This window comes from Bradyrhizobium sp. Pha-3, assembly GCF_042258325.1.
Lineage (GTDB): Bacteria > Pseudomonadota > Alphaproteobacteria > Rhizobiales > Xanthobacteraceae > Bradyrhizobium > Bradyrhizobium elkanii.
Genome location: NZ_CP170151.1, coordinates 2,903,300 through 2,927,889, shown reverse-complemented (window position 1 = coordinate 2,927,889; position 24,590 = coordinate 2,903,300). Strand labels below are relative to the sequence as shown.

Genomic DNA, 24,590 nt, shown 5'->3' with positions numbered 1-24,590 from the left:
CAAACGATGAACCGCAAAATCCTGAAGTGCCTGCTGGCGACGACCGTGCTGGCGATGTCGAGCTCCGCCTTCGCCGGCCAGGCGCCGGGGGCGGCATCCTCGCCCGACATTCCGGTCAGCCATCACGATCGCGTCTACGCCGCCGAGCAGTTCTCCAACACGGTGTCGGTCACCGACCCGGCCGACAACAAGCTGCTCGGCGTGATCCGGCTCGGCGATCCGCAGCCGGGGAATTTCAGCCCGCTCTACAAGGGGCAGGTGCTGGTGCACGGCATGGGTTATTCGCCCGACCACCAGACCCTCGCGGTGGTCTCGATCGGGTCGAACTCGGTGACCTTCATCGACACGGCGACGAACTCGGTCAAGCACGTCACCTATGTCGGACGTTCGCCGCACGAGGCCTTCTTCACGCCCGACGGCAAGGAAGTCTGGGTCACCGTGCGCGGCGAGAACTACATCTCGGTCATCGACGCGCAGAGCTTCAAGGAAACGATGCGCATCGAGGTGCCCGCGGGACCCGGCATGCAGATCTTCTCGCCGGACGGCAGGTACGGCTACATCTGCTCGTCGTTCAATCCGGAGACCGACGTGGTCTCGGTCGCAGACCATCAGATCGTCGCGAAGGTGAAGCAGGAAAGCCCGTTCTGCCCGAACATCGCGGCCTCGCCCGATGGCGACCAGGTGTGGTTCACGCTGAAGGATGTCGGCAGGACGCAGGTGTTCAACGCCAAGCCGCCGTTCAACCTGATCAAGGCCATCGACACCGGCCCGATCACCAACCACGTCAATTTCGCCAGGACCTCAAAGGGGACCTTCGCCTATGTGACCATCGGCGGCACCAACGAGGTCAAGGTGTTCCGAACCGATGATTTCTCGCAAGTCGCGACCATCCCCGTCGGCAATCTGCCGCACGGCGTCTGGCCGTCCGGCGACGGCACGCGGGTCTATGTCGGTCTCGAAAACGCCGACGCGCTGGCCGCGATCGACACCGCGACCAACAAGGTGGTCGCCAACATCCCGATCGGCCAGGCGCCGCAGGCCATAGCTTACGTACCGAACGCCGCGCCGAATCCGGATGACCGCCAGAACCTGCAGGCGCTCGGTGTTGCCGGCCAGGCCGCTCACCTTGCGCTCGCGCCGAAGAAGCAGGCCAAGGGGGAGAAGCCGCCGACCAGCGTCTCGCTGTTCGATCAGGGGCTGATCCAGGTGCTGCAGGCATCGGTCACCGGACTCGAACCCAAGCAGCACTACGTGCTAGGATTGGCCGAACGTGCCGATGGCACGGGATCGGTGGAGCCTCTGGCAGTCTTCACGACCAATCCCGCCGGCTCCGCCATTGTCAACGTCATCGGACCGATCCGCCAGATCGTGCAGAGCGCAGCCAGGACCGAGCGGCGTTACCTCGTCATCGCATCCGGCGAACCGGCGAAACTCGGAGCGGTCGTGCAGGTGCAAGCGCCATGAGCGACATGCTGCACCTGGTCGAGCCGCTGATACCCGCCTTGCGGCGGTATGCGCGGGCCCTGGTCCGCGACCAGGCGGCGGCCGACGACCTGGTGCAGGACTGCCTCGAGCGCGCCGTGATTCACTGGGAGCAGCGGCGGTCGGACAATCCGCGGCCGTGGCTGTTCGCGATCCTGCACAACCTCGCCATCAACCAGTTTCGCCGCGCAACGGGGCGCGGCGTCCATGTCACGATCGACGAAACCAACGAGGATACATTCGGTCAGGAGGCGGAACAGGAGCACAAGGTGATGTATCGCGACGTCATGGCGAAGCTCGCGAGGCTTCCGCATGACCAGCGTGCAGTGCTGCTGCTCATCGGCGTCGAGGATCTGTCCTATGCCGAGGCCGCGAAGGTGCTTGGCGTGCCTGTTGGCACGGTGATGTCGCGGCTGGCGCGCGCCCGCGAGCGGCTGCATCACGAGTTGGAGGGGATGTCAGGCCAGCGGGACCATAATGTCGTGCAATTGCGGAACAGGACATGAGCAGTCGACCCATTACCGAAGACGATCTGCATGCCTATGTGGATCGCGCGCTCGAACCGGAACGCGAGGCTGATGTCGCTGCCTATCTGGAGAAGCATCCGGATGTGGCCAAGCGCATCGCCGCCTACTCCAATGAGCGTAACCTTTTGCGATCGGCACTACTGCCGATTACCGAGGAGCCGCTGCCGCCACAGCTTAACCTCGCCAGGATGATCGAGAGCCCGCGCCGCCGCCCCTCGTCATTGCGCTGGGCCATCGCAGCCATGCTGATGCTCTCGATCGGCGGCCTCGGCGGATGGGTGATCCGTGGCGCGACACAGGCACCGGTCGGCGGAATTGTGGCGCTCGCCGAGGAGGCCAGCGATTCCTACAGAGTGTACGCCTCCGATCGCACGCGGCCGGTCGAGCTGCGCGACAGCACCGAGCTTGTGCAATGGGTCTCCAACCGGTTGCATCAACCGGTGAAGCTGCCGGATCTCACCAAGTCGGGATATCGTTTGATGGGCGGACGGGTGGTGCCGACCGCACATGGTCCTGCGGCCATGTTCATGTACGACGACGATCGCGGCGAGCGGCTTGTGGTTCTCACCCGCCCGATGACGTCAGACCAGAACGCGCCGATGGCCGCGCATTCGGGTGGCGACGTCGCGGGCTTCTCGTGGGCCGACGGCGGTACGGGCTACTCCCTGGTGGGGCCGCGCGGGGGCGATTCCCTGCGGCCGCTTGCCAACGAGATTCGCAAGCAGGCGCAGACGATCTGATCGGAACGGAACGCTAGGGCCTGGTGTAGACCAGGAACAGCACGATCCCGATCGCCAGCGCGCCGGCGATGAACAGCAGCACCGCGGGCAGCCCGAACAGCGCCGCAACGCCGGCGGTGCTGGATTGCAGCAGCGCTGCGCCGAGGAAGAACGCGAGATTGACCGACGACAGCGCCTTGCCGGTGTTCTGTGCGTCGACGAGCTGGCGCGTCATGCCGTAGATCAGCGGCTGCGCCGACGTCGCGAGCCCGATCAGGATCAACAGCACCAGGTCATATTGCGTCGGCATCACGGCAACGCCGAAGAGGTTCGAGACCGGGAAATGCGCTGCACCGGCCGCCATCAAGACGAGCAGCAGCGCGGCGATGGCATGCGTCACCGCCACCATGGTACGGCGGTGCCCGAACTTGCGATCGAAGGCGCCGATGCAGGCCGGGCCGACGATCATCGCCAGCGTGAACAGGCCGAGCACATTGCCGGCCTCGATCCGGCTCAGCCCTTTCTCGTCCATCAGCCACGGGCCGCCCCACAAGCCGCGCAAGGTCAACGACGCGCCGAGCGACACCAGCGACAGCGCGATCAACCCGCGCAGGCCGCGCGACATGCCGAGCCGCAGCACCTCGGCCATCTGGTGCAGCGGCGAGGAATCGTCCGCATGCGCCGCCGGCTGCCGCGGCACCAGCCCGAACACCGCGATCAGTACGACAATGCCGAAGCCGGCCGAAACCCAGAAACCGGCGCGCCAGCCGAACTGATCGACCACGAAGGCCAGCGGGCTTGCCGACAGCAGCATCCCGATATTGCCGATCGAGAGGATCAGGCCGGACCACAGGCCGAACTTCGCCGCCGACATCTGCTTGGCCGCGAGCGTCATCGGGCACATCAGCATGCCCGAAGTGGCGACGCCGAGCATGAGCTGGCCAAGCACGAAGCTCGCCGGCCCCGTCGCCAGTGCCGAGACCAGCGTTCCGATCACGGTACCGGCGAGCAGGCTCAGCGACACCGGCCGCACGCCGAAACGATCCATCGCGGCGCCGACCGGGATTTGCGAGGCGGCAAAGGAGAAATGATAGATCGAGGTGAGGCTCGCCAGCGCCTGCGGCGAGGTACCGAAATCCGACGCCATCAGATCGAGGCTGATCGCCGGGATGGTCCGCAGCAGCGTCGACAGCATGTGGCCGGAGGCCAATGCCAGAAGTGCAAGCACCAGGGCGCGGAACCCGATCCCCGCCTCTTCCTTCGTCACCACGCCGTCCACGAATCGCCTCTTCCCCGAGCGGTTTGGCGACGGGCGTAACATTATTGGGCGGATGGTGCCAATCTGGTTAGCCCTCTCCCCGTTCTTCACGGTGAGAGGGTTGGGGTGAGGGGCAGCCTCGGCGAACACGGTGACAATTGGATGCGTGGAAGCTCCCCCTCACCCTCCGCTTCGCGGCGACCTAAGAGCGAGCTTCGCTCGTCTCGATCCCCGCAAGCGGGGCGAGGTGACTTTACTACTTATGGAACACCAGCGTGCGCAGCTCGATGCTCTCGCGCGGCGCGGCGTCCGCGGGCGTGGTGGGATCGACAAACGCCGTATGCGGCCCGAACCGCGTGCGGCCGTCGGTCGCCGAGTCGTAGCATTTCAGCAGGATCGCCTCGTCCGGCGTCATCTCGGGAATGTAGAACCAGCGATGGTTCGGATTGTACTTCACCGAATAGGTCTCGCCGCTGCGGTTCGGATAGATCAGGTCGGAGGCAATCAGATCTTCCGGCGCCACTGTCGTACCGTCGGCCATCGCGAGCGGTGAATCGCGCAACGGTCCGCGGATCGGGCGCCACAGGTTGACCACCTGGACGCGGCCCTTGACCAGTTGCTCGGCTTCCTCGGGCAGATGCTCGAACACCCGGTTTCGGCCGGAGACGGCGGTCTGGTCAACATGGACGCGGGTCGCGGGCTGACGCGGTCCGCCGCCGCGGATATCGGCCGCACCCTCGACGCGCTTGCGCACGGTGTGATCGAAGATGAAAACACGATCCGCTTTCAGCGTCGCCTTCAGGAAGGCTTCCACGGCGGGATAGTAGACGTTGCGGACTTCGTTGTCGTCGTAATAGTCCTTCACGCTGGTCGGATGCTTGACCAGCGCAAAGCCCTCGCGATCGAGCGAGAAGCTGTCCGCGATCAGGCGCCCGTCAAAGATCGGAACGTTGTGGGCTTCGGGCAGCGCGGTGGATTTGGGTTCGCCGGGCGGCGGATCGAAGGCGTAGGTCCGGGGCTTGCCCGGCGTCGGCGCAAGATAATTCAGTTCAGCGGTCACAAACGGCAGCGACTCGATGCGAGTTTGTTGAAGGCCCACGGTGATCTCCCGGACTCGATTGTTCGTCCTTTTGATCTTGGCGGCGCCGGCCGGGGTGGCAAGGTCGTGGCGAAAATAGCAACGTTGCGGTTTTGGAATGTGCCAAACGGGGAAAATCCTTGCCGCGCGGCAGCGCGCGGACGAATGGATGTTTTGAATCACGGGTTCGTTAGCGGTGCAATGGTGCGGAGTTGAAGCGCTTCCGCGCAGACGGTCCACATCTCCGACTTGCAGGGCCGCCGCAGGTGCGCTGGCTAAATATCGAAAACAACCCCATGCAAAGGAGCTCGCGGCTGCCGGCCTTCGACAGAGCCGCTTGACACGTCGGGCAAATCAGGAATACGTTTCCATTATTCCGAAATTGTGCAAGCGCCCGTCGCCCTGGCGAAAGCCAGGATCCATTACCACCGAATTTGATAGTGAGCGGCATCGCGGCCCCAGCGTCGTACAACAACTGCCAGCCGGGGTAGTGGGTCCTGGCTTCCGCCAGGACGACGCTGGTGTCGCTCGCAAATTGCCTACAGTCCCGCACCCTTCTCGACCGCGGTGCTAAACGACCGGTCGACGATGTCGGCGGCGTTGATCTTCTGCCTTATCAGGCCCCAGCGGTCGTAGAGGTCGATGGTCTTCTGCTCGTCGGCCACCACGCCGTCGTCGATCGGCGCGATGCGGATCTTGGCCCGCGTCAGCCAGTTGAGCGGTACCGCTGGCGGGATGTTCATCAGCCTGCCCCAGGTCGCGGCGTAGCCCTCGACATTGTTCTGCGACCAGGCGCGCGCGGCGGCGAGGCGCCGCACGAAATCCTCGAGCTCGGCGCGCTTGTCCTTGATCGCATCGGGCGTTGCGACCTGGAAGCCGAGGCCGGGCGTGATGCCGTCGGCCGTGATGACGCGGCGCGACTTGAACAGCACCTCTTCCTGGCTGACATAAGGCTCCCAGGTCGACCAGGCGTCGACCGCGCCCTGCGTGTAGGCGACCTTGGCGTCCGACGGCGCGAGGAACACGATCTGCACGTCGCTCGCCTGCCAGCCCTTCGATTCCAGCGCCGCCAGGATCAGCTGATGGCCGATCGAACCGCGGCCGGTCGCGATCTTCTTGCCGCGCAGATCGTCGAAGCTCTTGATCGCGGAGTTTTCCGGCACCACGACCGCGAGCCCGTCGCGCGACTGCCGCACCGCCGCGATCGCCTTGACCGGAATTTTGGCGGCGGCCGCAAACGTGAACGGCGCGTCGCCAACCAGACCGGTGTCGATCGCACCCGCCCCCAACGCCTCCAGCAGCGGCGCCGCAGCGGCGAACTCCTTCCACTCGATCTTGTAGGGGACGTCCTTGAGCACACCGGCCGCTTCCATCACGGCCTGCGAATTGCCCTTCTGGTCGCCGACGCGCAATGTGGTCTGCGCGGCAGCGCCATCGACGGCGGCGAGCGCAAGCGCTGCCGCAACAATGAGACGGATCATTCGGCGGCAATCCCCCGCTGCTGGTCGCGCGCTTCTATCAGCTTGCGGGTCAGCGGGATCAGCGCACGGCCATAGTCGATCGCATCGACCAGCGGATCGAAGCCGCGGATCAGGAAATGGCTGACGCCGAGATCGTAATAATCGCTGAACACCTCGGCGACCTGCTCGGGCGTGCCGACCAGCGCAGTGGTGTTGCTGTTGGCGCCCGTCAGTTTGGCGATCTCGGTCCACAGCCGCTTGTCGATGCGCGTGCCCTGATCGGCGAGCGCCAAGAGCCGCTTGGCGCCGTCGGTCGCGTGATCGGGCCGGCGATAGCCGGTCTGGTCCTGCAGCGCGGTGGCGCGCTCGAGGATATGCTCCGCCTTCTTCCACGCCTTCTCCTCGGTGTCGGCGAGGATCGGCCGCACCGACAGGCTGAAGCGCGGCGTCGGCCGACCGTGCCTGGCAGCAGCCGCGCGCACCCGCGCGGTGACGTCGCGCACCTGCGCGTAGGACTCGCCCCACAGCGCGAAGGTGTCAGCGTGCTTGCCGGCGACCTCGACCGCGGCGTCCGAGCCGCCGCCGACGAAGGTGTAGATGCCGCCCTTCTGCAGCGGCTTCACCTGCGAGAAGCCGTTCTCGACGTTGTAATACTTGCCGCTGTAGTTGAACGGCTTCTCGCTGGTCCATTCCAGCCGCACCACGTCGAGGAATTCGCTGGTGCGGGCGTAGCGCTCGTCCTTGTCGTCGAGCGTGTTGCCGTCCTGGCGCAGCTCGATGGCGTTGCCGCCGGTGATGACATGCAGCGAGACGCGGCCGCCATAGAACTGATCCAGCGTCGCGAGCTGGCGCGCCAGCAGCGTCGGCGCGGTGAAGCCCGGCCGCTGCGCGATCATCACCTTGAGCTGCTTGGTGATGGTCAGGACATGCTGCGCGACCTGCAACGCATCCGGCGTGGTGGAATGGAACGCCAGCAGCGCGCGATCGAAACCGGCGAGCTCATGCGCCTTGGCCACCGTCTCGATATAGGGCGGATCGAGCACCGGCCCGGCGCGGACGATGGTCTCGGAGGCATTGTTGTTGGTGATGAAGCCGATGAACTCGACCGGCATGACGGGAACTCCGTTGTTGTTGGCTATTGTTTTTCAGACGCCCAGCGCGGAGCGTCCGGCGGAGACACGGGTGGCATCGTCTTGCGGGGTATGAACGCGACCGCACAGCACGTCGCGGTAATGCCGCTCCAGCGGATTGGTTCGCGACAGGCCGTGATTGCTGGTCAGCGACAAGGCATCCTCCACCACTGCCGCGGCGTTATTGGTCACCGTCAGCTTGATGATGTTAGACTCGATCGTGGACAGCTGGAAGCCGTTATCGAAATCGGCGGCGAAGCTGTCGATCAGGCGGGCATTGACCGCGAGCTGCGCCTCGATCGCGCCGACGACCTCCTGCATCCGCGGCAAGGTCGCGAGCGGCGCGCCGAGATTGGCGGGTACCCGCTCCTTCAGGAATTTGACCAGCCAGTCGCGGGCGGCGCGGGCAATGCCGTCATAGATCGCTGCGACGAAGATCGCATGCACGGTCGCCTGGGTGACGTCAGGAACCTTCCAGTCGTCGGGCCTGCGGACGTCGATCTCGTAATCCAGCGGAAACACCACGTCGTCGAAGATCACGGTGTGGCTGCCGCTGGCGCGCAGGCCGAGGTGATCCCAGGTCTCCTCGATCCGCGTTCCCGGCAGACCAGCCGGAACCAGAAACAAGCCGACACGGGTCTCCGGCTCGTCGGTTTTCGCCCAGACCGAATACCACTTCAGGATCGGTGCACCGGTCGAATAGATCTTCTTGCCGGTCAGCCGCCAGCCGGTCTCGGTGCGGCGCGCCGTCGTCGCCGGAAGACCGCCGCGCGCGGGCGAGCCGAGCTCGGGCTCGACGCGCAATGCGTTGATCAGCGCCACGCCCTCGACCGTTTCCTTGGCGAGCTTGCGCGAAAGACGTGCCGGCCAACGCGTGCTGCGCGCCATCACCAGATGCTGGATGTAATGCATCGACAGCACCAGCGCGGTCGACGGATCGGCCTTGCCGATGATGCCGAGCACGCGCGTGGCGTCGCGGGCGCCTGCTCCGCCGCCGCCGAGCGCTGCCGGCACGGTCAGCGCCAGCAGACCTTCGCGCGACAGATCAGCGAAGTTCTCGAACGGAAAGCTGGCATCGCGATCATGCGCGGGTGCGCGCGCCGCAAACACCTCGGCGAGCTGCAACGCGCGCGCGATGTGCTCCGGCTCGTTCGTCTGCGGCAGCTCCCTCGCCGCTGTCGTCACCATGTCGCCTCCAGTCCGAGCAGGCCGAGGATCTGCTTGCGCAGCTCGGCGAGATAAGGATCGCCGCGATGCCGCGGATACGGCCGGGCGACGGCGATGTCAGCCTTGATCCGCGCCGGCCGATCGGACAGCACGATGACGCGGTTGGCCAGCACCAGCGCCTCCTCGACGTCATGAGTAACGAGCAGCGTGGTAAAGCCCTTGCGCTGCCACAGCGCCACCAGCTCGGACTGCATCGCGATCCGCGTCAGCGAGTCGAGCTTGCCGAGCGGCTCGTCGAGCACGAGGATCTTCGGATCATTGACCAGCGCGCGCGCCAGCGCTACGCGCTGCGCCATGCCGCCGGACAGCTGGTGCGGATAGGCGTTTCGGAACGAGGACAGGCCGACCAGCTCGATGACATCATCGACACGGTGGCGCTGCGCCTTCAAAATGCCCTGCGCTTCGAGGCCAAGCGCGACATTGTCCCACACCGTACGCCACGGAAACAGCGTCGGATCCTGGAACACGACAACCCGCGACGGATGCGGGCCGGCGATCCGCACTTCATCCTCGCGCAGCGAGCCGGACCAGGGCTTTTCCAGCCCCGCGACCAGCCGCAGCAGGGTCGACTTGCCGCAGCCGGACGGGCCGAGCAGCGCCACGAACTCGCCCGGCGCGATCGAGAGATTGACATTGTCGAGCACCGGCAGCGTGGCGCCATCGATATCAAAGGCGTGGCTGACGCCTTCGATATCGAGCTCGGCGCCGACCGCAGGATAGGTGATCGCCTCGGCGGCGGACTGCACTACCATTTGACGACGCCCTTCTGCCAGACCAGCAGGCGGTCGCGGGTGCGGAACAAGAGCGTGATCGCGCCGGAGCAGAGCAGCGACATCACGATCAGCGCCGCATACATGTTGGCATAGGCCGCCCAGCCCTGCGCCCATTGCAGGTACCAGCCGAGCCCGGCCTTGACGCCGATCATCTCGGCGACGACGAGCACCGCAAAGGACGAGCCGAGTCCCATGAACAGGCCGACGAACACATGCGGCAGCGCGGCGGGGATCGCGACCTTCAACACCAGGAACGATGGCTTCGCGCCGAGCGTGCGCGCGACGTCGTAATAGGCGCTGCTGACGCTCGCCACGCCCGACCAGGTCAGCACCGTCACCGGAAACCCGGTGGCGAGCGCGATCAGGAAGGTCGAGGCGCTCCAGCTCGACGGGAAGGTGAAGAAGGCGATCGGCAGCCAGGCGGTGGCCGGCAGCGGACCGATGAAGCGCAGCACCGGATGCACCCAATAACCGATCTTCTGCGACCAGCCGATCGAGACACCGGTGATAAATCCGACGGTTGCGCCGATGATGTAGCCGCCGAGCTGCAGCTTGATCGAGGCGAACACGCTGTCGAGCAGCTTTGGCAGATCGTCGGTATAGACTTCGAGGATCGACTGCGGCGGCGGGAAGAACGGCAGCGGCAGCCAGGCGAACTTTGCGGTGGCGACCTCCCACAGCGTGACGAAGGCGCCGAACGCCACCAGCCACGGCGCGCGTTTGCGCAACGCCTGACCGGCGCCGCCGAGATAATCCGCGCTGACCGTGCCGAACAGGATGAAGGCGGCGATGACGATCGCGCCGATGCCGAGCGATCCGGTCCGCGACCAGTCGCCGACATCGGGCCAATAAAGGCATGAGAGGCCAAAGGCGAGCCAGACGAGGCTCGCCGCAAGGCCGACACCGTAACTGCCGGAGAGGTTCGAGAACGTGACCGCTGCCCGCGGCGCGGGCGCGGCCGTCGTGTCAGACACTGAATACGTCGACATAGATCCGCTCCGCGAATTTGGCCGTGTCGGTGCTCTGCTTGAACACCTGCACCGACTTGAGGTCGTCGGCGTAGCCCTTCAGCTCGCGCTTGAGCACCTCGCCGGTCGGATGATGGTGATGGGTGTGGTAGCGTGCCATTGCCTCGAGATCGGCGAGGCTCGCCGCCTTCGGCGCATAGGGCTGGAACGATTTCGCCGCCTTGTCCGGGTTCTGCGAGGTGAACATCGCGGCGTCGAGCAGCGCCTGGGTGATGGCGCGCGCGACTTGCGGCTCCTCACGCACCAGGCTGCCGCGCAGGCCGACGATGCAGCAGCTCTTGTCGCGATATTCGCCGTCGAGGTTGGAGGCGACCTCCTTGTATTGCGCATCCTTCAGCCAGAGATAGGCCAGCGGGTCCGACGACAGGAAGGCCTGCACCTCGCCCTTCTCGACCGCGACGTTGAGCAGATTGCCGGGATAGGCGCGCCAGTCGACGTCCTTGATCGGGTCGATGCCGAGCTTGGCGAGCTGGATCGAGAAGAAATTCTTGTCGGGACCGGCGAGATCGCCGACCGCGACGATCTTGCCCTTGAGATCGCCGAGCTTGCCTATACCGGAATTGGTGCGGGTCAAGACGCGCATGCAGCCGCCATGGGTGCCGGCGGCGATCTTGACGTCAAAGCCCTGCTCCAGCGGCTTCAGCCAGCGCAGCGCCATGCCGAGACCGGCGTCGCTCTTGCCAGTGGCGATCGCCTCCAGCAGCTGGTCGGTCGAGCCCGAATAGTTGACCAGCTCGACGTCGAGATTCTGCTTCTGGAAGAAGCCGTGGTCGATCGCGACCGGCAGCGGCGCAAGGCAGACCGCGCCGGCGTTCCAGGACAGCTTCAGCTTGCGCGGCGCGCCGGTCAAAGCCGGCGCATCGGACGCGGTCTTGCAGATCGGGAATTCGGAGAAGTCGATCGCCGGCGTGATCGCCCGTGGTGCGAAGGCCTGCGCGCTGTAGGCGCCGATCGGCGCGGCAAAGGCCGCGGCGGCGCCGGCACGCAGCAATGTGCGGCGATCCATCACCGTCTTCTTGTTATCTCTCGACATCATCACTCCTGCATTTCGGCAAGGCTCCGCCCCGCGCGCAAAGCGTGTCTGCGCGCCCCGTCGTTCGAAGCTCATGGTTTTAGAAAAAGCGGATTTCTCCGGCGCGATTGCACTCAAAGCAACGTGCAAATGATGCGGCGCGACAAGTTCATCGTCAATGAAATGGAATTTCGAATGTTGTCGACGCCACAGCCGAACTCTCCACGATCGCATCGCGCGGCGATGAAAGGATTTTCACGATCGTCCCCACACGGAGATGCGGCGCGATCACCGCGACTGCATCAAATTTGAGCGTTTTGCGGTCGCATGCGCGATGTCTTCTACGCACGGCATGCCTGACGAGATCATCCTTGCAGCGCAGCCGGCGAATTCAGATTTCCGTTTCGTTGACGGCGAACGGCTTGCTCATAGACTTGACCGAACGCTGCCGCGCGTTCCGCGTAGCGGCGAATGAATCAGAAAGAAACTTCAAATGCGCAAACTGACCCGTTCGGGTTCCCCCTATACTTTCACCCGCCGCACGGCGGCCGCGCTGATCACAGCCGTGATCACGCTGTCGACGTCGGCTGCGGCACTCGCGGCTGACGCGATCGTGCTGCGCGTCGGCGACCAGAAGGGCGGCAACCGCTCGCTGCTGGAAATTTCCGGCCTCGCCAAGGATCTGCCCTACAAGATCGAGTGGTCGGAATTCCCGGCCGCAGCGCCGATCCTGGAGGCGATCAATGCCGGCGCGCTCGACGTCGGCTACACCGGCGACCTGTCCTTCCTCACGGTCTATGCGTCGGGCGCGCCGATCAAGGCAATCGGCGGCACGCGCTCCGATGCGCGGACGCAAGCGATCCTGGTGCGCGGGGATTCGCCGATCAAGACGGCGGCCGATTTGAAGGGCAAGCGCCTTGCCGGCACGCGGGGCGGCTGGGGGCAGTTCCTGATCAACGCGACGCTGGAGAAGGCCGGCAGCAGGATCGAGGATGCGACCTTCGCCCCGCTCGGCCCGGTCGACGCCAAGATCGCGCTGCTGGCCGGCTCGATCGACGCCTGGGCAGTGTGGGAGCCTTACATTTCCTACGCCACGTTGAAGGACAACGCGCGCGTCGTCGCCGACGGCGAAGGGCTGACGCCGACCATCACCTTCATCGTCGCCTCCGACAACGCCATCGCGACCAAGCGCGCGGCGGTGCAGGACCTGGTGCAGCGGCTCAACAAGGCGCGGCTATGGTCGCTCGACCATCTCGCCGAGTATGCCAAAAACACAGCCGAGCTGACCAAGCTGCCGGAAGACGTGCTGCTCGCCGCCTACACCGCGCAGAAGACGAGCCCGATCGCGATCGACGAGGCCGTGGTGAAGGAGGTGCAGGCCGCCTCCGATCGCGCCACGCGCTACGGCATTCTCGGCAAGACACTCGACCTCGGCAAGGCCGTCGATCGCAGCTTTACGGCAAGCGCGAGCTTGAACTAGCGGCGCGCGTGAACCGGGCATGCTCTTTCCTCACCTCCCCTTGAAAAGGGGAGGTCGGTTTGGGCAGCAAACCGGGCGGGGATCCTGCCTCCGCAGACTCCGGCGTCCGTGGAGAGCAACCCCCACCCCGCCCTCCCCCTTTCAGGGGGAGGAAGACAGACGGCGGTGCCCACCTAACGAGTATCAAGCCGCTCACCACAATGGAGACCTCCGATGTCCGGTCCGCTCCATCTCGCACTGATCGTCGCAGCGCATCTTGCCTGCATGACGCTGCTGGTGATGCTTTCGCTCTAGAGCTCCCGATACGCATAATGGCAATCAGGCAACGAACGGTTTTTGTGATCGAGACCCGCCAGCATGCGGCGTTCGCGTTTGAGGCTGCGAGCCTTGCGCAGGCCCGGCAATTGCTGCGGACGCCATGGCTCGCCGCGGCCTTCGAGGCGTTTCATCGTCGACACCGCGAGCCATCGCAGGCGTGCGAGCCCACCGGTATCCGGGCGGCCACCCCCGAGGAAGCCATGCTGTATCGCGACGTCGCCGACGAATTTGCCGACGGCTCTGATCGCTTCCTGGTCGCCGAGTTGCCCGATGAGACCAGCGCTTCCTAGCAAACGCCATTGCTGGGGAGCGCGCTCGGGCTTGACTTATTGAGAGTGCCGCCGGCTCACTCCGTCTTCCATTCGGCATCGAATACGTTGATCGGCTTCGGGATCAGCTTGAGGCGGGTGAAGACATCGGCAATCTTCTGCTGCTCCGCAAGCACCGAAGCGTCCACACGCCGGGCGCCGAGCTCGGCGCGATTGACCGAGCGCTCGATGATCTCGGCGGGCAGACCGATCTTCGGACTGAGTTCGGCCGCGTACTGCTTGCGATTGTCCCTGATCCATAGATCGATCTCGTCGATCGCCGTCAGCACGGTCGTCAGCACCTTCGGATTCTCTTCCGCGATCGGCCGCGATGCGATGTAGAAGGAAACATTGGCTGCAAGGCCGCTCGCGTCCGCAATGCTGCGCGCGCCGAGGCCGATTTCCGCCGCGGCATAGTAGGGATCCCAGATCACCCAGGCGTCCACCGCGCCGCGTTCGAACGCCGCGCGCGCGTCCGCCGGGGCAAGGTAGACCGGCTCGATATCCTGATAGGTCAAACCGTTGGCCTCCAGCGCGCGCACCAGGAAATAATTGACGTTCGATCCCTTGTTCGACGCGACGCGCTTCTTTCGCAGATCGGGAATCGTCTTGATCGGGCTGTCCTTCGGGACGATGATCGCCTCGTTTCGCGGCGACGCAGGCTCGTAGCCGGCATAGACGATGTTGGCGCCGGCGGCCTGCGCGAAGATCGGCGGCGCCTCGCCCACCGGACCGAAGTCGGCCGCGCCGATATTCAGGGATTCGAGCAGCTGCGGGCCGGCCTGAAATTCGTTCCAGCTCACCGTCCAGCCCAGCGGCGCCAGCTTCTGCTCAAGGATACCGCGCTCCTTGAGGAAGATCAGATTGCCGCCGCCCTTCTGGAACGCGATGCGAAATACCTTGTCTCTCGCCTGCGCGGACGGAAGCGCGCTCCAGCCCAGAAGCAAGCCAGCCATCGCCAGCGCAAGACTTCGACCCAGCCAGTTTCGCATGCTCGCTTTCCCCCTCGAAAGACAGTATTGGAGAGGGCAAGCGTGTTTGATTTTGCTGATCGCAGCAATTTCAAAGATGGGCGATTTCCGGTTCAAGCCTTTCACGCAGCATCGGTGCGGCAGAATTTCTTTGACGCCGTCCGCAACGACAACAGGGAGAGCAGCATGCAACTATCAATGAAGGACCGCGTCGCGGTGGTCACCGGCGGCAGCAAGGGCATCGGCATCGCGGTGGCGCGGCGGTTTGCCGAATCCGGTGCCAACGTCGCGATCCTCGCCCGCGGCGCCGCCGATCTCACAGCGGCGCGCGAAGCGCTCGCCAGGGACGGCCTTGCGGTGCGCGATTACGTCTGCGACGTCGCGAAGGCCGCCGATATCACCAAGGCCCACGACCAGATCGTTGCCGATCTCGGCAAGATCGACGTGCTCGTCAACAACGCCGGCACCGCGCGCACGCTGGCGTTCGAGAGCATCAGCGACGAGGCCTGGCAGGAGGACCTCGACCTGAAACTGTTCGCCGCGATCCGCTTCAGCCGGCTGGTGTGGCCGGGCATGAAGCAGCGCAGATGGGGCCGCATCATCAACGTGCTCAACACCTTTGCCAAGGCGCCGGCCGGCAATTCCGCGCCGACCTCGGTGTCGCGCGCGGCCGGCATGGCGCTGACCAAGGTCATGGCCAATGAAGGCGGCGAGCACAACATCCTGGTGAATGCGCTCTTGGTCGGCCTGATCATGAGCGATCAATGGGTCAAGCGGCATGCTGCCCAGGCGCCGAACACGGATTTCGGGGAATTCGCCAAGGGCCTTGCCAAGGGTACGCCGCTCGGCCGCATCGGCACGGCGGAGGAGTTCGCCAACCTCGCCTGCTTCCTGGCCTCGGAGCAAGGCTCCTACATCACCGGCACCGCCATCAATGTCGATGGTGGCCGGTCGTCGGTAGTCTAGAGCCCCGGTCCTGGTTCAACCAGAACCAGGGCTCCAGATTCTGCTTTGGCGCATTTTCTTCACGCGAACCGGTGTCCACTCGCTGGAAAACGCGGGCTGGCAACCAACGGCAGGAAGCGACGGCTCAAAAGCAAAAGGCCTCCGTCACCGGAGGCCTTCTCGTCTTAAACCGCGTCCTTGGCGGCCTTGACCGGCCGTGCGCGGACGATCTTCCGGGCCGGCTTGGCCTTGAACATCATCTCTTCGCCGGTGAAGGGGTTGGTGCCCTTGCGCGCCTTGGTCGCCGGCTTCTTGACCACAACGAACTTCGCGAAGCCGGGGACGAGGAACACCCCGGCCTTCTTCAGCTCCTTGTGGCCGACATCGACGAGCGAGTCCAAAACGTTCTTGACGTCGCGCTTGGAGAGTTCGGTGGTGGTCGCGATCTTCTCGATCACTTGCGACTTCGACAGTTGGGTAGCCATGGTTGCTCCATTGATTCTGGAGTGGGCACGATATGGCGGAAAACGCCGAGAAAAACAGTGTTTTCTGCACTCCCCACCACAATATCGCTGTGGACAGCCCCCGAATCAGGGGTTTTTCCAGTGTTTTTTCCAGTCAAGGCGCTTCCGACCCCTAAATTTACAGGGTTTGCGCGGCTTCGGCGCTCCCGAAAACGCCCCCTCGAGAGAATCACCAGGCGCATCCCGCGCGGCCCAAGTGCGACAATGCTGCGCGCAATCCGGGTTGCGAGACGCTGCGGCACGCCACTTCAGGTTTTGGAAACGATCCTCCAAAAGGCCGAGGCATTAGAAAATGACTCGGGTTCCCAATCCAAGGTAACATCGGCGAAGCGTGGCCACGACCGATCGGCTGGCCGCCGGATGCAGCCTTTATGTATGTGCTGGAGACCCGCGTATGGATTTGAGCCGCCTCGAGATCAACCGCCGCACGGCCCTTCTGACCTCGGCCGCGATTGCGGCCAATGTCATCAATCCGATGCGGGCATTCGCGCAGGAAACCCCGCGCAAGGGCGGCGTGTTCAACGTCCATTACGGCGCCGAGCAGCGCCAGCTCAACCCCAGCATCCAGGCCTCGACCGGCGTCTACATCATCGGCGGCAAGATCCAGGAGAATCTGGTCGACCTCGATGCCAACGGCCAGCCGGTCGGCGTGCTCGCCGAGAGCTGGGAGGCGACGCCGGACGGCAAGACCGTCACCTTCAAGCTGCGCAAGGGCGTCACCTGGCACGACGGCAAGCCGTTCACCTCGGAGGACGTCGCCTTCACCGCGATGAACATGTGGAAGAAGATCCTCAACTACGGATCGACGCTGCAGCTGTTCCTCACATCGGTCGATACGCCCGATCCGCAGACCGCGATCTTCCGCTACGAGCGGCCGATGCCGCTGAACCTGCTGCTGCGGGCCCTGCCCGACCTCGGCTATGTCTCCGCCAAGCATCTCTATGAGAGCGGCGACATCAGGCAGAACCCGACCAATCTGGCGCCGGTCGGCACCGGCCCGTTCAAATTCGTCAAATATGAGCGCGGGCAATACATCATCGCCGACCGCAACCCGGACTACTGGCGGCCGAACGCGCCCTATCTCGACCGCATCGTCTGGAAGGTGATCACCGACCGCGCCGCAGCGGCCGCGCAGATGGAGGCCGGCGAGCTGCACTACAGCCCGTTCTCGGGCCTGACGATTTCGGACATGGCGCGGCTCGGCAAGGACAAGCGCTTCATCGTCTCGACCAAGGGCAATGAGGGCAACGCCCGCACCAACACCATCGAATTCAACTTCCGCCGCAAGGAGCTGTCTGACATCCGCGTCCGCCGTGCCATCGCGCACGCGATCAACGTGCCTTTCTTCATCGAGAATTTCCTGGGCGATTTCGCCAAGCTCGGCACCGGCCCGATCCCGTCGACCTCGACCGACTTCTATCCCGGGCCGAACACGCCGCAATATCCTTATGACAAGGCCAAGGCCATCGCGCTGCTCGACGAGGCCGGTTTCAAGGCCTCCGGCGGCAACCGCTTCGCGCTCAAACTGCTGCCGGCGCCGTGGGGCGAGGACATCTCGCTGTGGTCGACCTTCATCCAGCAGTCGCTGGGCGAAGTCGGCATCCAGGTCGACATCGTGCGCAACGACGGCGGCGGCTTCCTCAAGCAGGTCTATGACGAGCACGCCTTCGATCTCGCGACCGGCTGGCACCAGTATCGCAACGACCCGGCAGTCTCGACCACGGTATGGTACCGCTCCGGCCAGCCCAAGGGCGCGCCATGGACCAACCAATGGGGCTGGGAGGACAAGACCGTCGACAAGACCATCGACGATGCCGCCACCGAAGTCGATCCGGCCAAGCGCAAGGCGCTCTATGCCGATTTCGTCAAGGAGGTGAACACCGAGCTGCCGGTCTGGATGCCGATCGAGCAGATCTTCGTCACCGTGATCACGGCCAAGGCGCGCAACCACTCCAACACGCCGCGCTGGGGCTCGACGAGCTGGCACGATCTTTGGCTGAGTGCGTGAGGCGTGGCTCACCCCTCATGGTGAGGAGCGCGAAGCGCGTCTCGAACCATGAGGCCCCGGTGGAGGCCTCATCCTTCGAGACGCTTGCTCCGCAAGCTCCTCAGGATGAGGAATTGGCCGGCGCGGACTGGCCCGTTGAAATCAGTGGCTTGACGAATAGATCGAAATGGCACGACGAAAGTCGTCGCGCTCCAACTCCTTATCAGCCACAATAACGCATGCGTATCCTGAGCCTTGCGGGGCGGCGGCTCGCCGCCTCGATCCCGACCCTGTTCCTGATCCTGATCGGCGTGTTCCTGCTGCTGCAGCTCGCGCCGGGCGACACCGTCGATGCGCTGATGGCGCAGATGGGCGGTGGCGACGCCGCGACCGCCGAGGCGCTGCGCAAATTCTACGGGCTGAACCTCTCGGTTCCGGCGCAGCTCGGGAACTATCTGTGGCATCTGGTCCGGCTCGACCTCGGCTTCTCCTCGATCTACGGCAAGCCGGTGGCGACCGTGATCCTGGAACGGCTGCCGCCGACCATCCTGCTGATGACGGCGTCGCTGTCATTCGCGTTCTTCTTTGGCCTCGTGTTCGGCGTGATCGCCGCGCGTGGCGTCAACCGCTGGCCGGACACGATGATCTCCACGCTCGGCCTGATCTTCTACGCCACGCCCTCGTTCTGGTTCGGGCTGATGGCAATCGTGGTGTTCTCGGTCTATCTGCAGTGGCTGCCGCCGGGCGGCTTCGAGGATATCGGCAACGTCCAGACCGGAATCTGGCGCGTGCTCGATATCGCCGCGCACCTGGTGCTGCCGACGCTGACGCTCGGGCTGATCTTCCTCGCGATCTATTTGCGCATCATGCGCGCCTCGATGCTGGAGGTCTTGAACCTCGATTTCGTCCGCACCGCCCGCGCCAAGGGGCTGGACGAGACCCACGTCATCACCCGCCATGTGCTGCGCAACGCGCTGCTGCCGATGGTGACGCTGATCGGATTGCAGGCCGGCACCATGCTCGGCGGCTCGGTCGTGGTGGAGAGCGTGTTCTCGCTGCCCGGCCTCGGCCGCCTTGCTTATGAATCCGTCGTGCAGCGCGACCTCAACACGCTGCTCGGCATCGTCTTCGTGTCCGCGCTGCTCGTCATATCGGTGAACTTCGTCGTCGACCTGCTCTACGCGCGGCTCGATCCGCGCATCGCGGCGGAGGGCTGACGATGGATGCCGTGAAACGCTACTTCCGCAGCCCGGCCGCGGTGATCGGCCTGATCCTGCTGCTGCTTGTCATCGCGATGGCAATCAGCGCGGGTCTCCTCTATCCGCGCGATCCGCTCGCCCTTGCCGGCCGGCCGCTGATCTGGCCGTTCTCCAACCCGCGCTTTTTGCTCGGCACCGACAATTCCGGACGCGACATCGCCGCCCAGATCTTCTACGGCGCGCGAATCTCGCTGCTGATCGGCGGCGTCGCCACCGTGATCGCGATCCTGATCGGCATCCTGGTCGGCGCCTTCGCCGGCTATTACGGCGGCTGGGTCGACAATGTGCTGATGCGGATCACCGAGGCGTTTCAGACGCTGCCGAACTTCGTGCTGCTGCTGGTGCTGGTCGCGGTGTTCGGCTCGACCCTGACCACGGTGACCATTGCAGTTGGAGTAGTGTCGTGGCCGGCGCCGGCGCGGCTGACCCGCGCCGAGTTCCTGTCGCTGCGCAACCGCGAATTCGTACAGGCCGGCAAGACGCTCGGCATGAAGGACGTCCAGCTGATCCTCGGCGAGATCCTGCCCAACGCGCTGCCGCCCGTGATCGTCTATGCCAGCGTGGTGATGGCGGTCGCGATCCTGCTGGAAAGCGCGCTCGCCTTCCTGAGGCTGTCCGATCCCAACGTCGCCTCCTGGGGCAATCTGATCGGGCTCGGCCGCGACGTGCTCCGGGTGCAGTGGTACGTCTCGGCGATCCCCGGCATTGCGATCCTCGTCACCGTGCTCGCGGTGTCGCTGGTCGGCCAGGGCCTCAACGACGCGCTCAATCCGAGGCTGAAGAGCCGATGAGCGAGAGCGTCCTTTCCCTCGACGCCCTGACGGTGCGCCTGCCCAAGGGCGCCGACCGGCCGCATGCGCTGTCCGATGTCTCGCTGTCGATCGCCTCCAACGAAATTCTTTGCGTGGTCGGCGAGTCCGGCTCCGGCAAGTCGATGATGGCGAACGCCATCATGCGGCTGCTGCCGAACGAGGTGACGATCGAACGGGGCCGGATGATGTTCGACGGCCGCGACCTCTGTGCCGCCGACAGCGCCGAAATGCGCGATGTGCGCGGCGCCGGGATTGCGATGATTTTCCAGGAGCCGATGACCGCGCTCAATCCGCTGCGCACCATCGGCGACCAGATCGGCGAGATGTTTGCGATCCACACCGGCCTGTCGAAGTCCGGGATCAATGCGCGGGTGCTGGCGCTGCTCGAGGACGTCCGCATCCCCGACCCCAGGGCGGCCGCAAAGGCCTATCCGCACGAGCTGTCCGGCGGCCAGCGCCAGCGCGCGATGATCGCAATGGCGCTGGCGCTCGACCCAAAGCTTTTGATCGCGGACGAGCCGACCACCGCGCTCGACGTCACGACGCAAGCCCAGATCCTGAAGCTGATCCGCGATTTGCAGCAGCGCAAGAAGACCGCGGTGCTGTTCATCACCCATGATTTCGGCGTCGTCGCCGAAATCGCCGACCGCGTCGTGGTGATGCAGCACGGCGCGATCGTCGAGCAAGGCGCGGCCGACAAGGTGCTGAACGATCCGCAGCATGCCTACACGAAGCAGCTGATTGCGGCCGTACCCCCGCTGAAGGCGCCGCCGCCGCGCATCCTGTCCGGCAAGGACATCCTGACCATCGACGGCGTCTCCAAGACCTACCGCACCGGCGGCTTCCTCGGCCGCGGCGCGCGGATCACGGAAGCCGTCAAGAACGTCTCGCTGCACCTGCCGCGCGGCGCGACGCTCGGCATCGTCGGCGAATCCGGTTCGGGCAAATCGACGCTCGCGCGCTGCATCGTGCGGCTGATCGATCCCGACACCGGGTCGATCGTGCTCGACGGCAAGGACTGGGCAAAGCTCGGCCGCGACGATATCAGGCGCGAGACCCGCCACATCCAGATGGTGTTCCAGGATCCGTTCGCCTCGCTCAATCCGCGCCGCAAGGCGGCCGAGCTGGTGGCGCAGGGACCGATCGTGCACGGCACCGACCGCGCCACCGCGATTGCGGAAGCGCGAAAGCTGTTCGAGCTGGTCGGCCTCGATCCGTCCGCCGGCGATCGCTACCCGCACGAATTCTCCGGCGGCCAGCGGCAGCGCATCGGGCTTGCCCGCGCACTGGCGCTGAAGCCGGATGTGCTGGTGGCCGACGAGCCGGTCTCGGCGCTCGACGTCTCGGTGCAGGCGCAGGTCTTGAAGCTGCTCGCCGGGCTGCGCCAGCAGCTTGGCCTCTCCATCATCTTCATCACCCACGATCTGCGCGTCGCCGCCCAGATCTGCGATCTCGTCGCCGTGATGAAGGACGGCGCCGTGGTCGAGCAAGGGCTGACCGCCGAGGTGTTCGGCAAGCCGCAGCATCCCTATACGCAGGCGCTGCTGTCAGCGATCCCCGGCGGCGCGTTCGCGCGCGAGCACGGCACCGCAACCGTGTAGCCGGGCACGCGCGGCCCTACTCCGCCGCTTGTGGCTTGGGCTCCTCGCGCAGCCGGAAGCGCTTCAGCAATCCGGATACCGTGTCGCGGAAGCCGCCATATTCGAGCTCCGAATAGGGCAGCATCGCGGCGCCGGACCAGCCCTGGCTGCGCATCTCGATCGCCTTGCGCTGCGCGCGCTGGCGGACCTCGTCCCACGCAAGGTTGTCAAAGAAATCGGTATAGGACTCCGCGAACTTCCCGTCCCGGTCGATCGAGAAGCCGACGCAGGACACGATCGGCAGGCAGTACATCCCCGTCACCGGGGTGTTGAGCGGCACCGGCATGAGCGGCATCACATGCGAGCCGCGCGCATCGCCGCCCACGAAGTGCGCCTTGGCGAAGGGCGAGATGATTTCTTCGGGCGCCGCGAAAATGCCCTGGTTCCTGACGACCGCGACCGGATCATCCTTGCCGGTGTACTTGCCTGCGATGGAGTGAAGGCGCTGCGCCGAAACGGCGACGGCGACCTCGCCATAGGTTTTCGAGACGATGCGATCAATACCGAAGCGCTCGTTGTCGCGAAGCAGCGCCGCAATGTGGTAGCCGTCCGCGGGCGCATCGAGTTCGATCACGCTGTCGCCGGCCGTGTTGTCCATATCGATGATATGGAAACGGAAACCCTTGATCATCGGGGGCAGCATCAGCCCGGCGCAATACATGGGATCGGCAAAAGCCAGATAGAGCGGCAGGTTGTAGGCGCCGGGGCCGCATTTGTCTGCGGCGAACACCATGAAGGACTCCGCGGGTCTCGCGCCCGAGAGGCTGTGGTCGAAGCTGAGTTCGGCGACGGCCGGGCCCGCGCCGCGAACGTTTCCGGACGGGGCGTCGACGAGAAGATCCTGGCCGGCGCCGTAGAGCCCGGAGGTCTTCGCAACCGCAGTGGCCGCGAGAAACGTCTTCCAGGCGAATTGGTGGACTTCGGAGCTCCCTTCGCCCCGCGTGTGCGTCATGATGATCGCAATATCGTCGCCGGTATGGCGCACGAACCCGTCGATCAGGAGACCGTTGTCGATCGCTTTCGCGACCTCCCCTTCGACAGCCACCATCATGCGCGCAGATGGTTTCGTGTGGCCCCCAACGGAGCCAATGTCAGCCTTGATGACCGAAATGGTGAGTTTCATGAGCATCCCTCCGACCGCAGCGCAGCGCCTTCGCCTCGGCGCTCGCTGCGCCGGGGGCGACGGCGCGCTCATTTGCGAAAAAGAACGTCGTGTGGTGCGACAGGTTCCCTGCGCAAATTTCTTGCGGAACTATGGCCCCTCCGTCACCGCGTGTCGATACGGGCGATCGACGCATCTGGAATAACTCGTGATGCTCGATGGGATTACCACCCGCCCTATGAAGCGCGGTTGAGAAAGATCGGCAGGCCCCGCTTGTTGGAATAGAGAGGACGGTAGCGCTCGGTGTTGTACGCGCTTGCGACGTCCAATTTGCGTGGCCCGAGCTTGGCGTCGGGGATCGGCACGAGGTCGTAGCGGCCCTCGACCAGCGCCGACATCAGGCCGGTTTTGCCTTCCAGGATCGCATCGTAAGCCATGTTGCCGAACGTCAGCGCCACAAGCTTGTCGATGAAGTCCGGATCGCCTGACCGCAGGTCGTAGGTGAGGTCAGAGACGATGGTCTCCTCGCCGGTGCGCCGCTTGATCTCGTCCGCGAACGCTTCGGCCACGCTCGCCTTCCTGCGGTGACCGTAGGCATCAGGCTCGCCGAATTCCTGCACCTTGTAGCCCTCCCACTCGGCGCCCTCGCTGAGCACGATCAGCGCGTAGTTGCTTGGGTTGCCGTGCTTGTCATCGAGGAGAAGCTGGATCAGCTTGTCGAGATTGACCTTGTACTCCGGTATGGCGCATCGGATCGAGGTTGCGTATGCGGTATAGAGTGCCGTAAAGCCGGCATCGCGACCAAAGACGCGGAAAATGCCGATTCGCTCGTGCGAGCCGACGGTGGTGCGCTGGCGCTGGATGGCATCGCTGGCACGGGTGATCGCGGTCGAGAAGCCGATGCAGTATTCGGTGTTGCGCACGTCGTTGTCCATCGTCTTCGGGATGGCAATGATCTTGACGCCTCGCCTGTTGAGCTTGTCCGCGTAGCTGAGAGTATCGTCGCCGCCGATGGCGATCAGATGTTCGATACCGAGCCCCGCGAGGTTCGCGAGCACCTCGTCGGTGAGGTCCCACGTCGTGGTTGCGATGCCACCCTTGGTGCTCCGGGAAACCGGAAAGTCGCGGCCCGCGAGATGATCGGGCAACTTCTTCATCTTAGAGGGATTGGTGCGGCTCGAGTGCAGCACGGTGCCGCCGCGCCGGTCGATGACGCGCGTGTTTTCGCGGTTCAGCGGGATGATGTAATGGGACTTGCTCGACGGGTCGTCGAGGTTCAGGTACGTGAGGGCCTCCCAGCCTCGGCGGAGACCGACAACCTCGATGTCGTCCTCGCTGCCGCGATAGGTCACGCTCTTGATCACCGCGTTAAGGCCGGGGACGTCACCGCCTCCCGTGAGAATACCAATGCGCTTCCTCGCCATGCCCACCTCCCAGGGTTGCTATCTGGCAATAACGCCTGCGTCGCGTCGGGGTTTCCACAACGCTATCCGCCAACGGCGGAATCCTCGTGATCGCGGCACCCGGCCGAACCTGCATGGGCCCTCCTT

General features: G+C 64.8%; 22 protein-coding genes. 10 read left to right on the top strand and 12 right to left on the bottom strand.

Translation table 11 applies throughout. The features are described 5' to 3' along the window. Positions 1-6 precede the first annotated feature (6 nt). Genes ACE10X_RS13745 through ACE10X_RS13735 form a run of 3 tightly spaced genes read left to right on the top strand, consistent with a single transcriptional unit; the run spans position 7 to position 2,749 of the window. Positions 7-1,464: a YncE family protein gene (locus ACE10X_RS13745; RefSeq protein ID WP_375764267.1), complete on the top strand. Its 1,458-nt coding sequence runs from the start codon at positions 7-9 to the stop codon at positions 1,462-1,464. Further along, complete coding sequence (locus ACE10X_RS13740) at positions 1,461-1,988, top strand: RNA polymerase sigma factor (RefSeq protein ID WP_038383981.1); 528 nt, start codon at positions 1,461-1,463, stop codon at positions 1,986-1,988. Before ACE10X_RS13745 ends, ACE10X_RS13740 begins: the two co-directional genes overlap by 4 nt. Further along, a complete protein-coding gene (locus tag ACE10X_RS13735; RefSeq protein ID WP_038383982.1) occupies positions 1,985-2,749 on the top strand; it encodes an anti-sigma factor in 765 nt (254 codons plus the stop codon). The genes ACE10X_RS13740 and ACE10X_RS13735 overlap by 4 nt, the downstream gene beginning before the upstream one ends. 13 nt (positions 2,750-2,762) lie before the next feature. Here ACE10X_RS13735 and ACE10X_RS13730 read toward each other — a convergent pair whose 3' ends face one another. From ACE10X_RS13730 to ACE10X_RS13695, 8 genes are all read right to left on the bottom strand, one after another. Then, the gene (locus ACE10X_RS13730; protein ID WP_038383983.1) at positions 2,763-3,998 is read right to left on the bottom strand and encodes an MFS transporter; all 1,236 of its coding nucleotides are present in this window, start codon (positions 3,996-3,998) and stop codon (positions 2,763-2,765) included. Positions 3,999-4,242: 244 nt separating this feature from the next. Continuing rightward, entirely contained in the window at positions 4,243-5,085 is an 843-nt protein-coding gene (locus ACE10X_RS13725; RefSeq protein WP_038384004.1) for a CmcJ/NvfI family oxidoreductase, read from the bottom strand. Positions 5,086-5,603: 518 nt separating this feature from the next. Further along, the gene (locus ACE10X_RS13720; RefSeq protein WP_038383984.1) at positions 5,604-6,545 is read right to left on the bottom strand and encodes an ABC transporter substrate-binding protein; all 942 of its coding nucleotides are present in this window, start codon (positions 6,543-6,545) and stop codon (positions 5,604-5,606) included. Beyond that, on the bottom strand, positions 6,542-7,636 hold the full coding sequence (locus ACE10X_RS13715; protein WP_038383985.1) for an LLM class flavin-dependent oxidoreductase: 1,095 nt from the start codon (positions 7,634-7,636) through the stop codon (positions 6,542-6,544). Before ACE10X_RS13715 ends, ACE10X_RS13720 begins: the two co-directional genes overlap by 4 nt. Positions 7,637-7,669: 33 nt before the next feature. After that, positions 7,670-8,842 carry an acyl-CoA dehydrogenase family protein gene (locus ACE10X_RS13710; RefSeq protein WP_038383986.1) on the bottom strand — a complete coding sequence of 391 codons (1,173 nt, stop codon included), beginning with the start codon at positions 8,840-8,842 and terminating at the stop codon, positions 7,670-7,672. Continuing rightward, positions 8,836-9,633, bottom strand: a complete 798-nt coding sequence (locus ACE10X_RS13705; RefSeq protein ID WP_038383987.1) for an ABC transporter ATP-binding protein — start codon at positions 9,631-9,633, stop codon at positions 8,836-8,838. Before ACE10X_RS13705 ends, ACE10X_RS13710 begins: the two co-directional genes overlap by 7 nt. Then, a complete protein-coding gene (locus ACE10X_RS13700) occupies positions 9,627-10,643 on the bottom strand; it encodes an ABC transporter permease (RefSeq protein ID WP_038383988.1) in 1,017 nt (338 codons plus the stop codon). The genes ACE10X_RS13705 and ACE10X_RS13700 overlap by 7 nt, the downstream gene beginning before the upstream one ends. After that, the gene (locus ACE10X_RS13695; RefSeq protein ID WP_038384005.1) at positions 10,621-11,715 is read right to left on the bottom strand and encodes an ABC transporter substrate-binding protein; all 1,095 of its coding nucleotides are present in this window, start codon (positions 11,713-11,715) and stop codon (positions 10,621-10,623) included. The genes ACE10X_RS13700 and ACE10X_RS13695 overlap by 23 nt, the downstream gene beginning before the upstream one ends. Before the next feature lie 472 nt (positions 11,716-12,187). On the opposite strand from ACE10X_RS13695, the gene ACE10X_RS13690 reads away from it, so the two are divergent. Then, entirely contained in the window at positions 12,188-13,174 is a 987-nt protein-coding gene (locus ACE10X_RS13690) for an ABC transporter substrate-binding protein (RefSeq protein WP_085970574.1), read from the top strand. Between the two features lie 338 nt (positions 13,175-13,512). Then, on the top strand, positions 13,513-13,782 hold the full coding sequence (locus ACE10X_RS13685) for a hypothetical protein (protein ID WP_038383990.1): 270 nt from the start codon (positions 13,513-13,515) through the stop codon (positions 13,780-13,782). 56 nt (positions 13,783-13,838) lie between these two features. On the opposite strand, the gene ACE10X_RS13680 is transcribed toward ACE10X_RS13685, so the two are convergent. Then, the gene (locus ACE10X_RS13680; protein WP_063709665.1) at positions 13,839-14,792 is read right to left on the bottom strand and encodes a sulfonate ABC transporter substrate-binding protein; all 954 of its coding nucleotides are present in this window, start codon (positions 14,790-14,792) and stop codon (positions 13,839-13,841) included. A 165-nt stretch (positions 14,793-14,957) separates the two neighbouring features. On the opposite strand from ACE10X_RS13680, the gene ACE10X_RS13675 reads away from it, so the two are divergent. Beyond that, entirely contained in the window at positions 14,958-15,737 is a 780-nt protein-coding gene (locus ACE10X_RS13675) for an SDR family oxidoreductase (protein WP_038384007.1), read from the top strand. Positions 15,738-15,901: 164 nt separating this feature from the next. Here ACE10X_RS13675 and ACE10X_RS13670 read toward each other — a convergent pair whose 3' ends face one another. Continuing rightward, positions 15,902-16,201, bottom strand: coding sequence for an HU family DNA-binding protein (locus ACE10X_RS13670; RefSeq protein WP_021077434.1), 300 nt, complete (start codon positions 16,199-16,201; stop codon positions 15,902-15,904). Between the two features lie 433 nt (positions 16,202-16,634). Here ACE10X_RS13670 and ACE10X_RS13665 point away from each other — a divergent pair, with 433 nt between their 5' ends. From ACE10X_RS13665 to ACE10X_RS13650, 4 genes are all read left to right on the top strand, one after another. Beyond that, on the top strand, positions 16,635-18,248 hold the full coding sequence (locus ACE10X_RS13665; protein ID WP_038383992.1) for an ABC transporter substrate-binding protein: 1,614 nt from the start codon (positions 16,635-16,637) through the stop codon (positions 18,246-18,248). 218 nt (positions 18,249-18,466) lie between these two features. After that, the gene (locus ACE10X_RS13660) at positions 18,467-19,444 is read left to right on the top strand and encodes an ABC transporter permease (protein ID WP_038383993.1); all 978 of its coding nucleotides are present in this window, start codon (positions 18,467-18,469) and stop codon (positions 19,442-19,444) included. Between the two features lie 2 nt (positions 19,445-19,446). Next, positions 19,447-20,277 (top strand): ABC transporter permease, encoded by an 831-nt coding sequence (locus tag ACE10X_RS13655; RefSeq protein ID WP_016843116.1) that lies wholly within the window; start codon positions 19,447-19,449, stop codon positions 20,275-20,277. Beyond that, positions 20,274-21,899 (top strand): ABC transporter ATP-binding protein, encoded by a 1,626-nt coding sequence (locus ACE10X_RS13650; RefSeq protein WP_038383994.1) that lies wholly within the window; start codon positions 20,274-20,276, stop codon positions 21,897-21,899. Before ACE10X_RS13655 ends, ACE10X_RS13650 begins: the two co-directional genes overlap by 4 nt. A 16-nt stretch (positions 21,900-21,915) precedes the next feature. On the opposite strand, the gene ACE10X_RS13645 is transcribed toward ACE10X_RS13650, so the two are convergent. Together ACE10X_RS13645 and ACE10X_RS13640 are read right to left on the bottom strand one after the other, a co-directional pair. Beyond that, complete coding sequence (locus ACE10X_RS13645; protein ID WP_375764266.1) at positions 21,916-23,133, bottom strand: fructose-1,6-bisphosphatase; 1,218 nt, start codon at positions 23,131-23,133, stop codon at positions 21,916-21,918. Positions 23,134-23,276: 143 nt separating this feature from the next. Further along, complete coding sequence (locus ACE10X_RS13640) at positions 23,277-24,464, bottom strand: 6-phosphofructokinase (RefSeq protein WP_038383995.1); 1,188 nt, start codon at positions 24,462-24,464, stop codon at positions 23,277-23,279. Positions 24,465-24,590 lie beyond the last annotated feature (126 nt).

Bases quoted from the DNA above. Each gene is read 5' to 3' on its own strand.
- ACE10X_RS13745 (WP_375764267.1), top strand. From the start codon at position 7: ATGAACCGCAAAATCCTGAAGTGCCTGCTGGCGACGACCGTGCTGGCG.
- ACE10X_RS13740 (WP_038383981.1), top strand. From the start codon at position 1,461: ATGAGCGACATGCTGCACCTGGTCGAGCCGCTGATACCCGCCTTGCGG.
- ACE10X_RS13735 (WP_038383982.1), top strand. From the start codon at position 1,985: ATGAGCAGTCGACCCATTACCGAAGACGATCTGCATGCCTATGTGGAT.
- ACE10X_RS13720 (WP_038383984.1), bottom strand. From the start codon at position 6,545: ATGATCCGTCTCATTGTTGCGGCAGCGCTTGCGCTCGCCGCCGTCGAT.
- ACE10X_RS13715 (WP_038383985.1), bottom strand. From the start codon at position 7,636: ATGCCGGTCGAGTTCATCGGCTTCATCACCAACAACAATGCCTCCGAG.
- ACE10X_RS13710 (WP_038383986.1), bottom strand. From the start codon at position 8,842: ATGGTGACGACAGCGGCGAGGGAGCTGCCGCAGACGAACGAGCCGGAG.
- ACE10X_RS13705 (WP_038383987.1), bottom strand. From the start codon at position 9,633: ATGGTAGTGCAGTCCGCCGCCGAGGCGATCACCTATCCTGCGGTCGGC.
- ACE10X_RS13700 (WP_038383988.1), bottom strand. From the start codon at position 10,643: ATGTCGACGTATTCAGTGTCTGACACGACGGCCGCGCCCGCGCCGCGG.
- ACE10X_RS13695 (WP_038384005.1), bottom strand. From the start codon at position 11,715: ATGTCGAGAGATAACAAGAAGACGGTGATGGATCGCCGCACATTGCTG.
- ACE10X_RS13690 (WP_085970574.1), top strand. From the start codon at position 12,188: ATGCGCAAACTGACCCGTTCGGGTTCCCCCTATACTTTCACCCGCCGC.
- ACE10X_RS13680 (WP_063709665.1), bottom strand. From the start codon at position 14,792: ATGCGAAACTGGCTGGGTCGAAGTCTTGCGCTGGCGATGGCTGGCTTG.
- ACE10X_RS13675 (WP_038384007.1), top strand. From the start codon at position 14,958: ATGCAACTATCAATGAAGGACCGCGTCGCGGTGGTCACCGGCGGCAGC.
- ACE10X_RS13670 (WP_021077434.1), bottom strand. From the start codon at position 16,201: ATGGCTACCCAACTGTCGAAGTCGCAAGTGATCGAGAAGATCGCGACC.
- ACE10X_RS13665 (WP_038383992.1), top strand. From the start codon at position 16,635: ATGGATTTGAGCCGCCTCGAGATCAACCGCCGCACGGCCCTTCTGACC.
- ACE10X_RS13660 (WP_038383993.1), top strand. From the start codon at position 18,467: ATGCGTATCCTGAGCCTTGCGGGGCGGCGGCTCGCCGCCTCGATCCCG.
- ACE10X_RS13655 (WP_016843116.1), top strand. From the start codon at position 19,447: ATGGATGCCGTGAAACGCTACTTCCGCAGCCCGGCCGCGGTGATCGGC.
- ACE10X_RS13650 (WP_038383994.1), top strand. From the start codon at position 20,274: ATGAGCGAGAGCGTCCTTTCCCTCGACGCCCTGACGGTGCGCCTGCCC.
- ACE10X_RS13645 (WP_375764266.1), bottom strand. From the start codon at position 23,133: ATGAGCGCGCCGTCGCCCCCGGCGCAGCGAGCGCCGAGGCGAAGGCGC.
- ACE10X_RS13640 (WP_038383995.1), bottom strand. From the start codon at position 24,464: ATGGCGAGGAAGCGCATTGGTATTCTCACGGGAGGCGGTGACGTCCCC.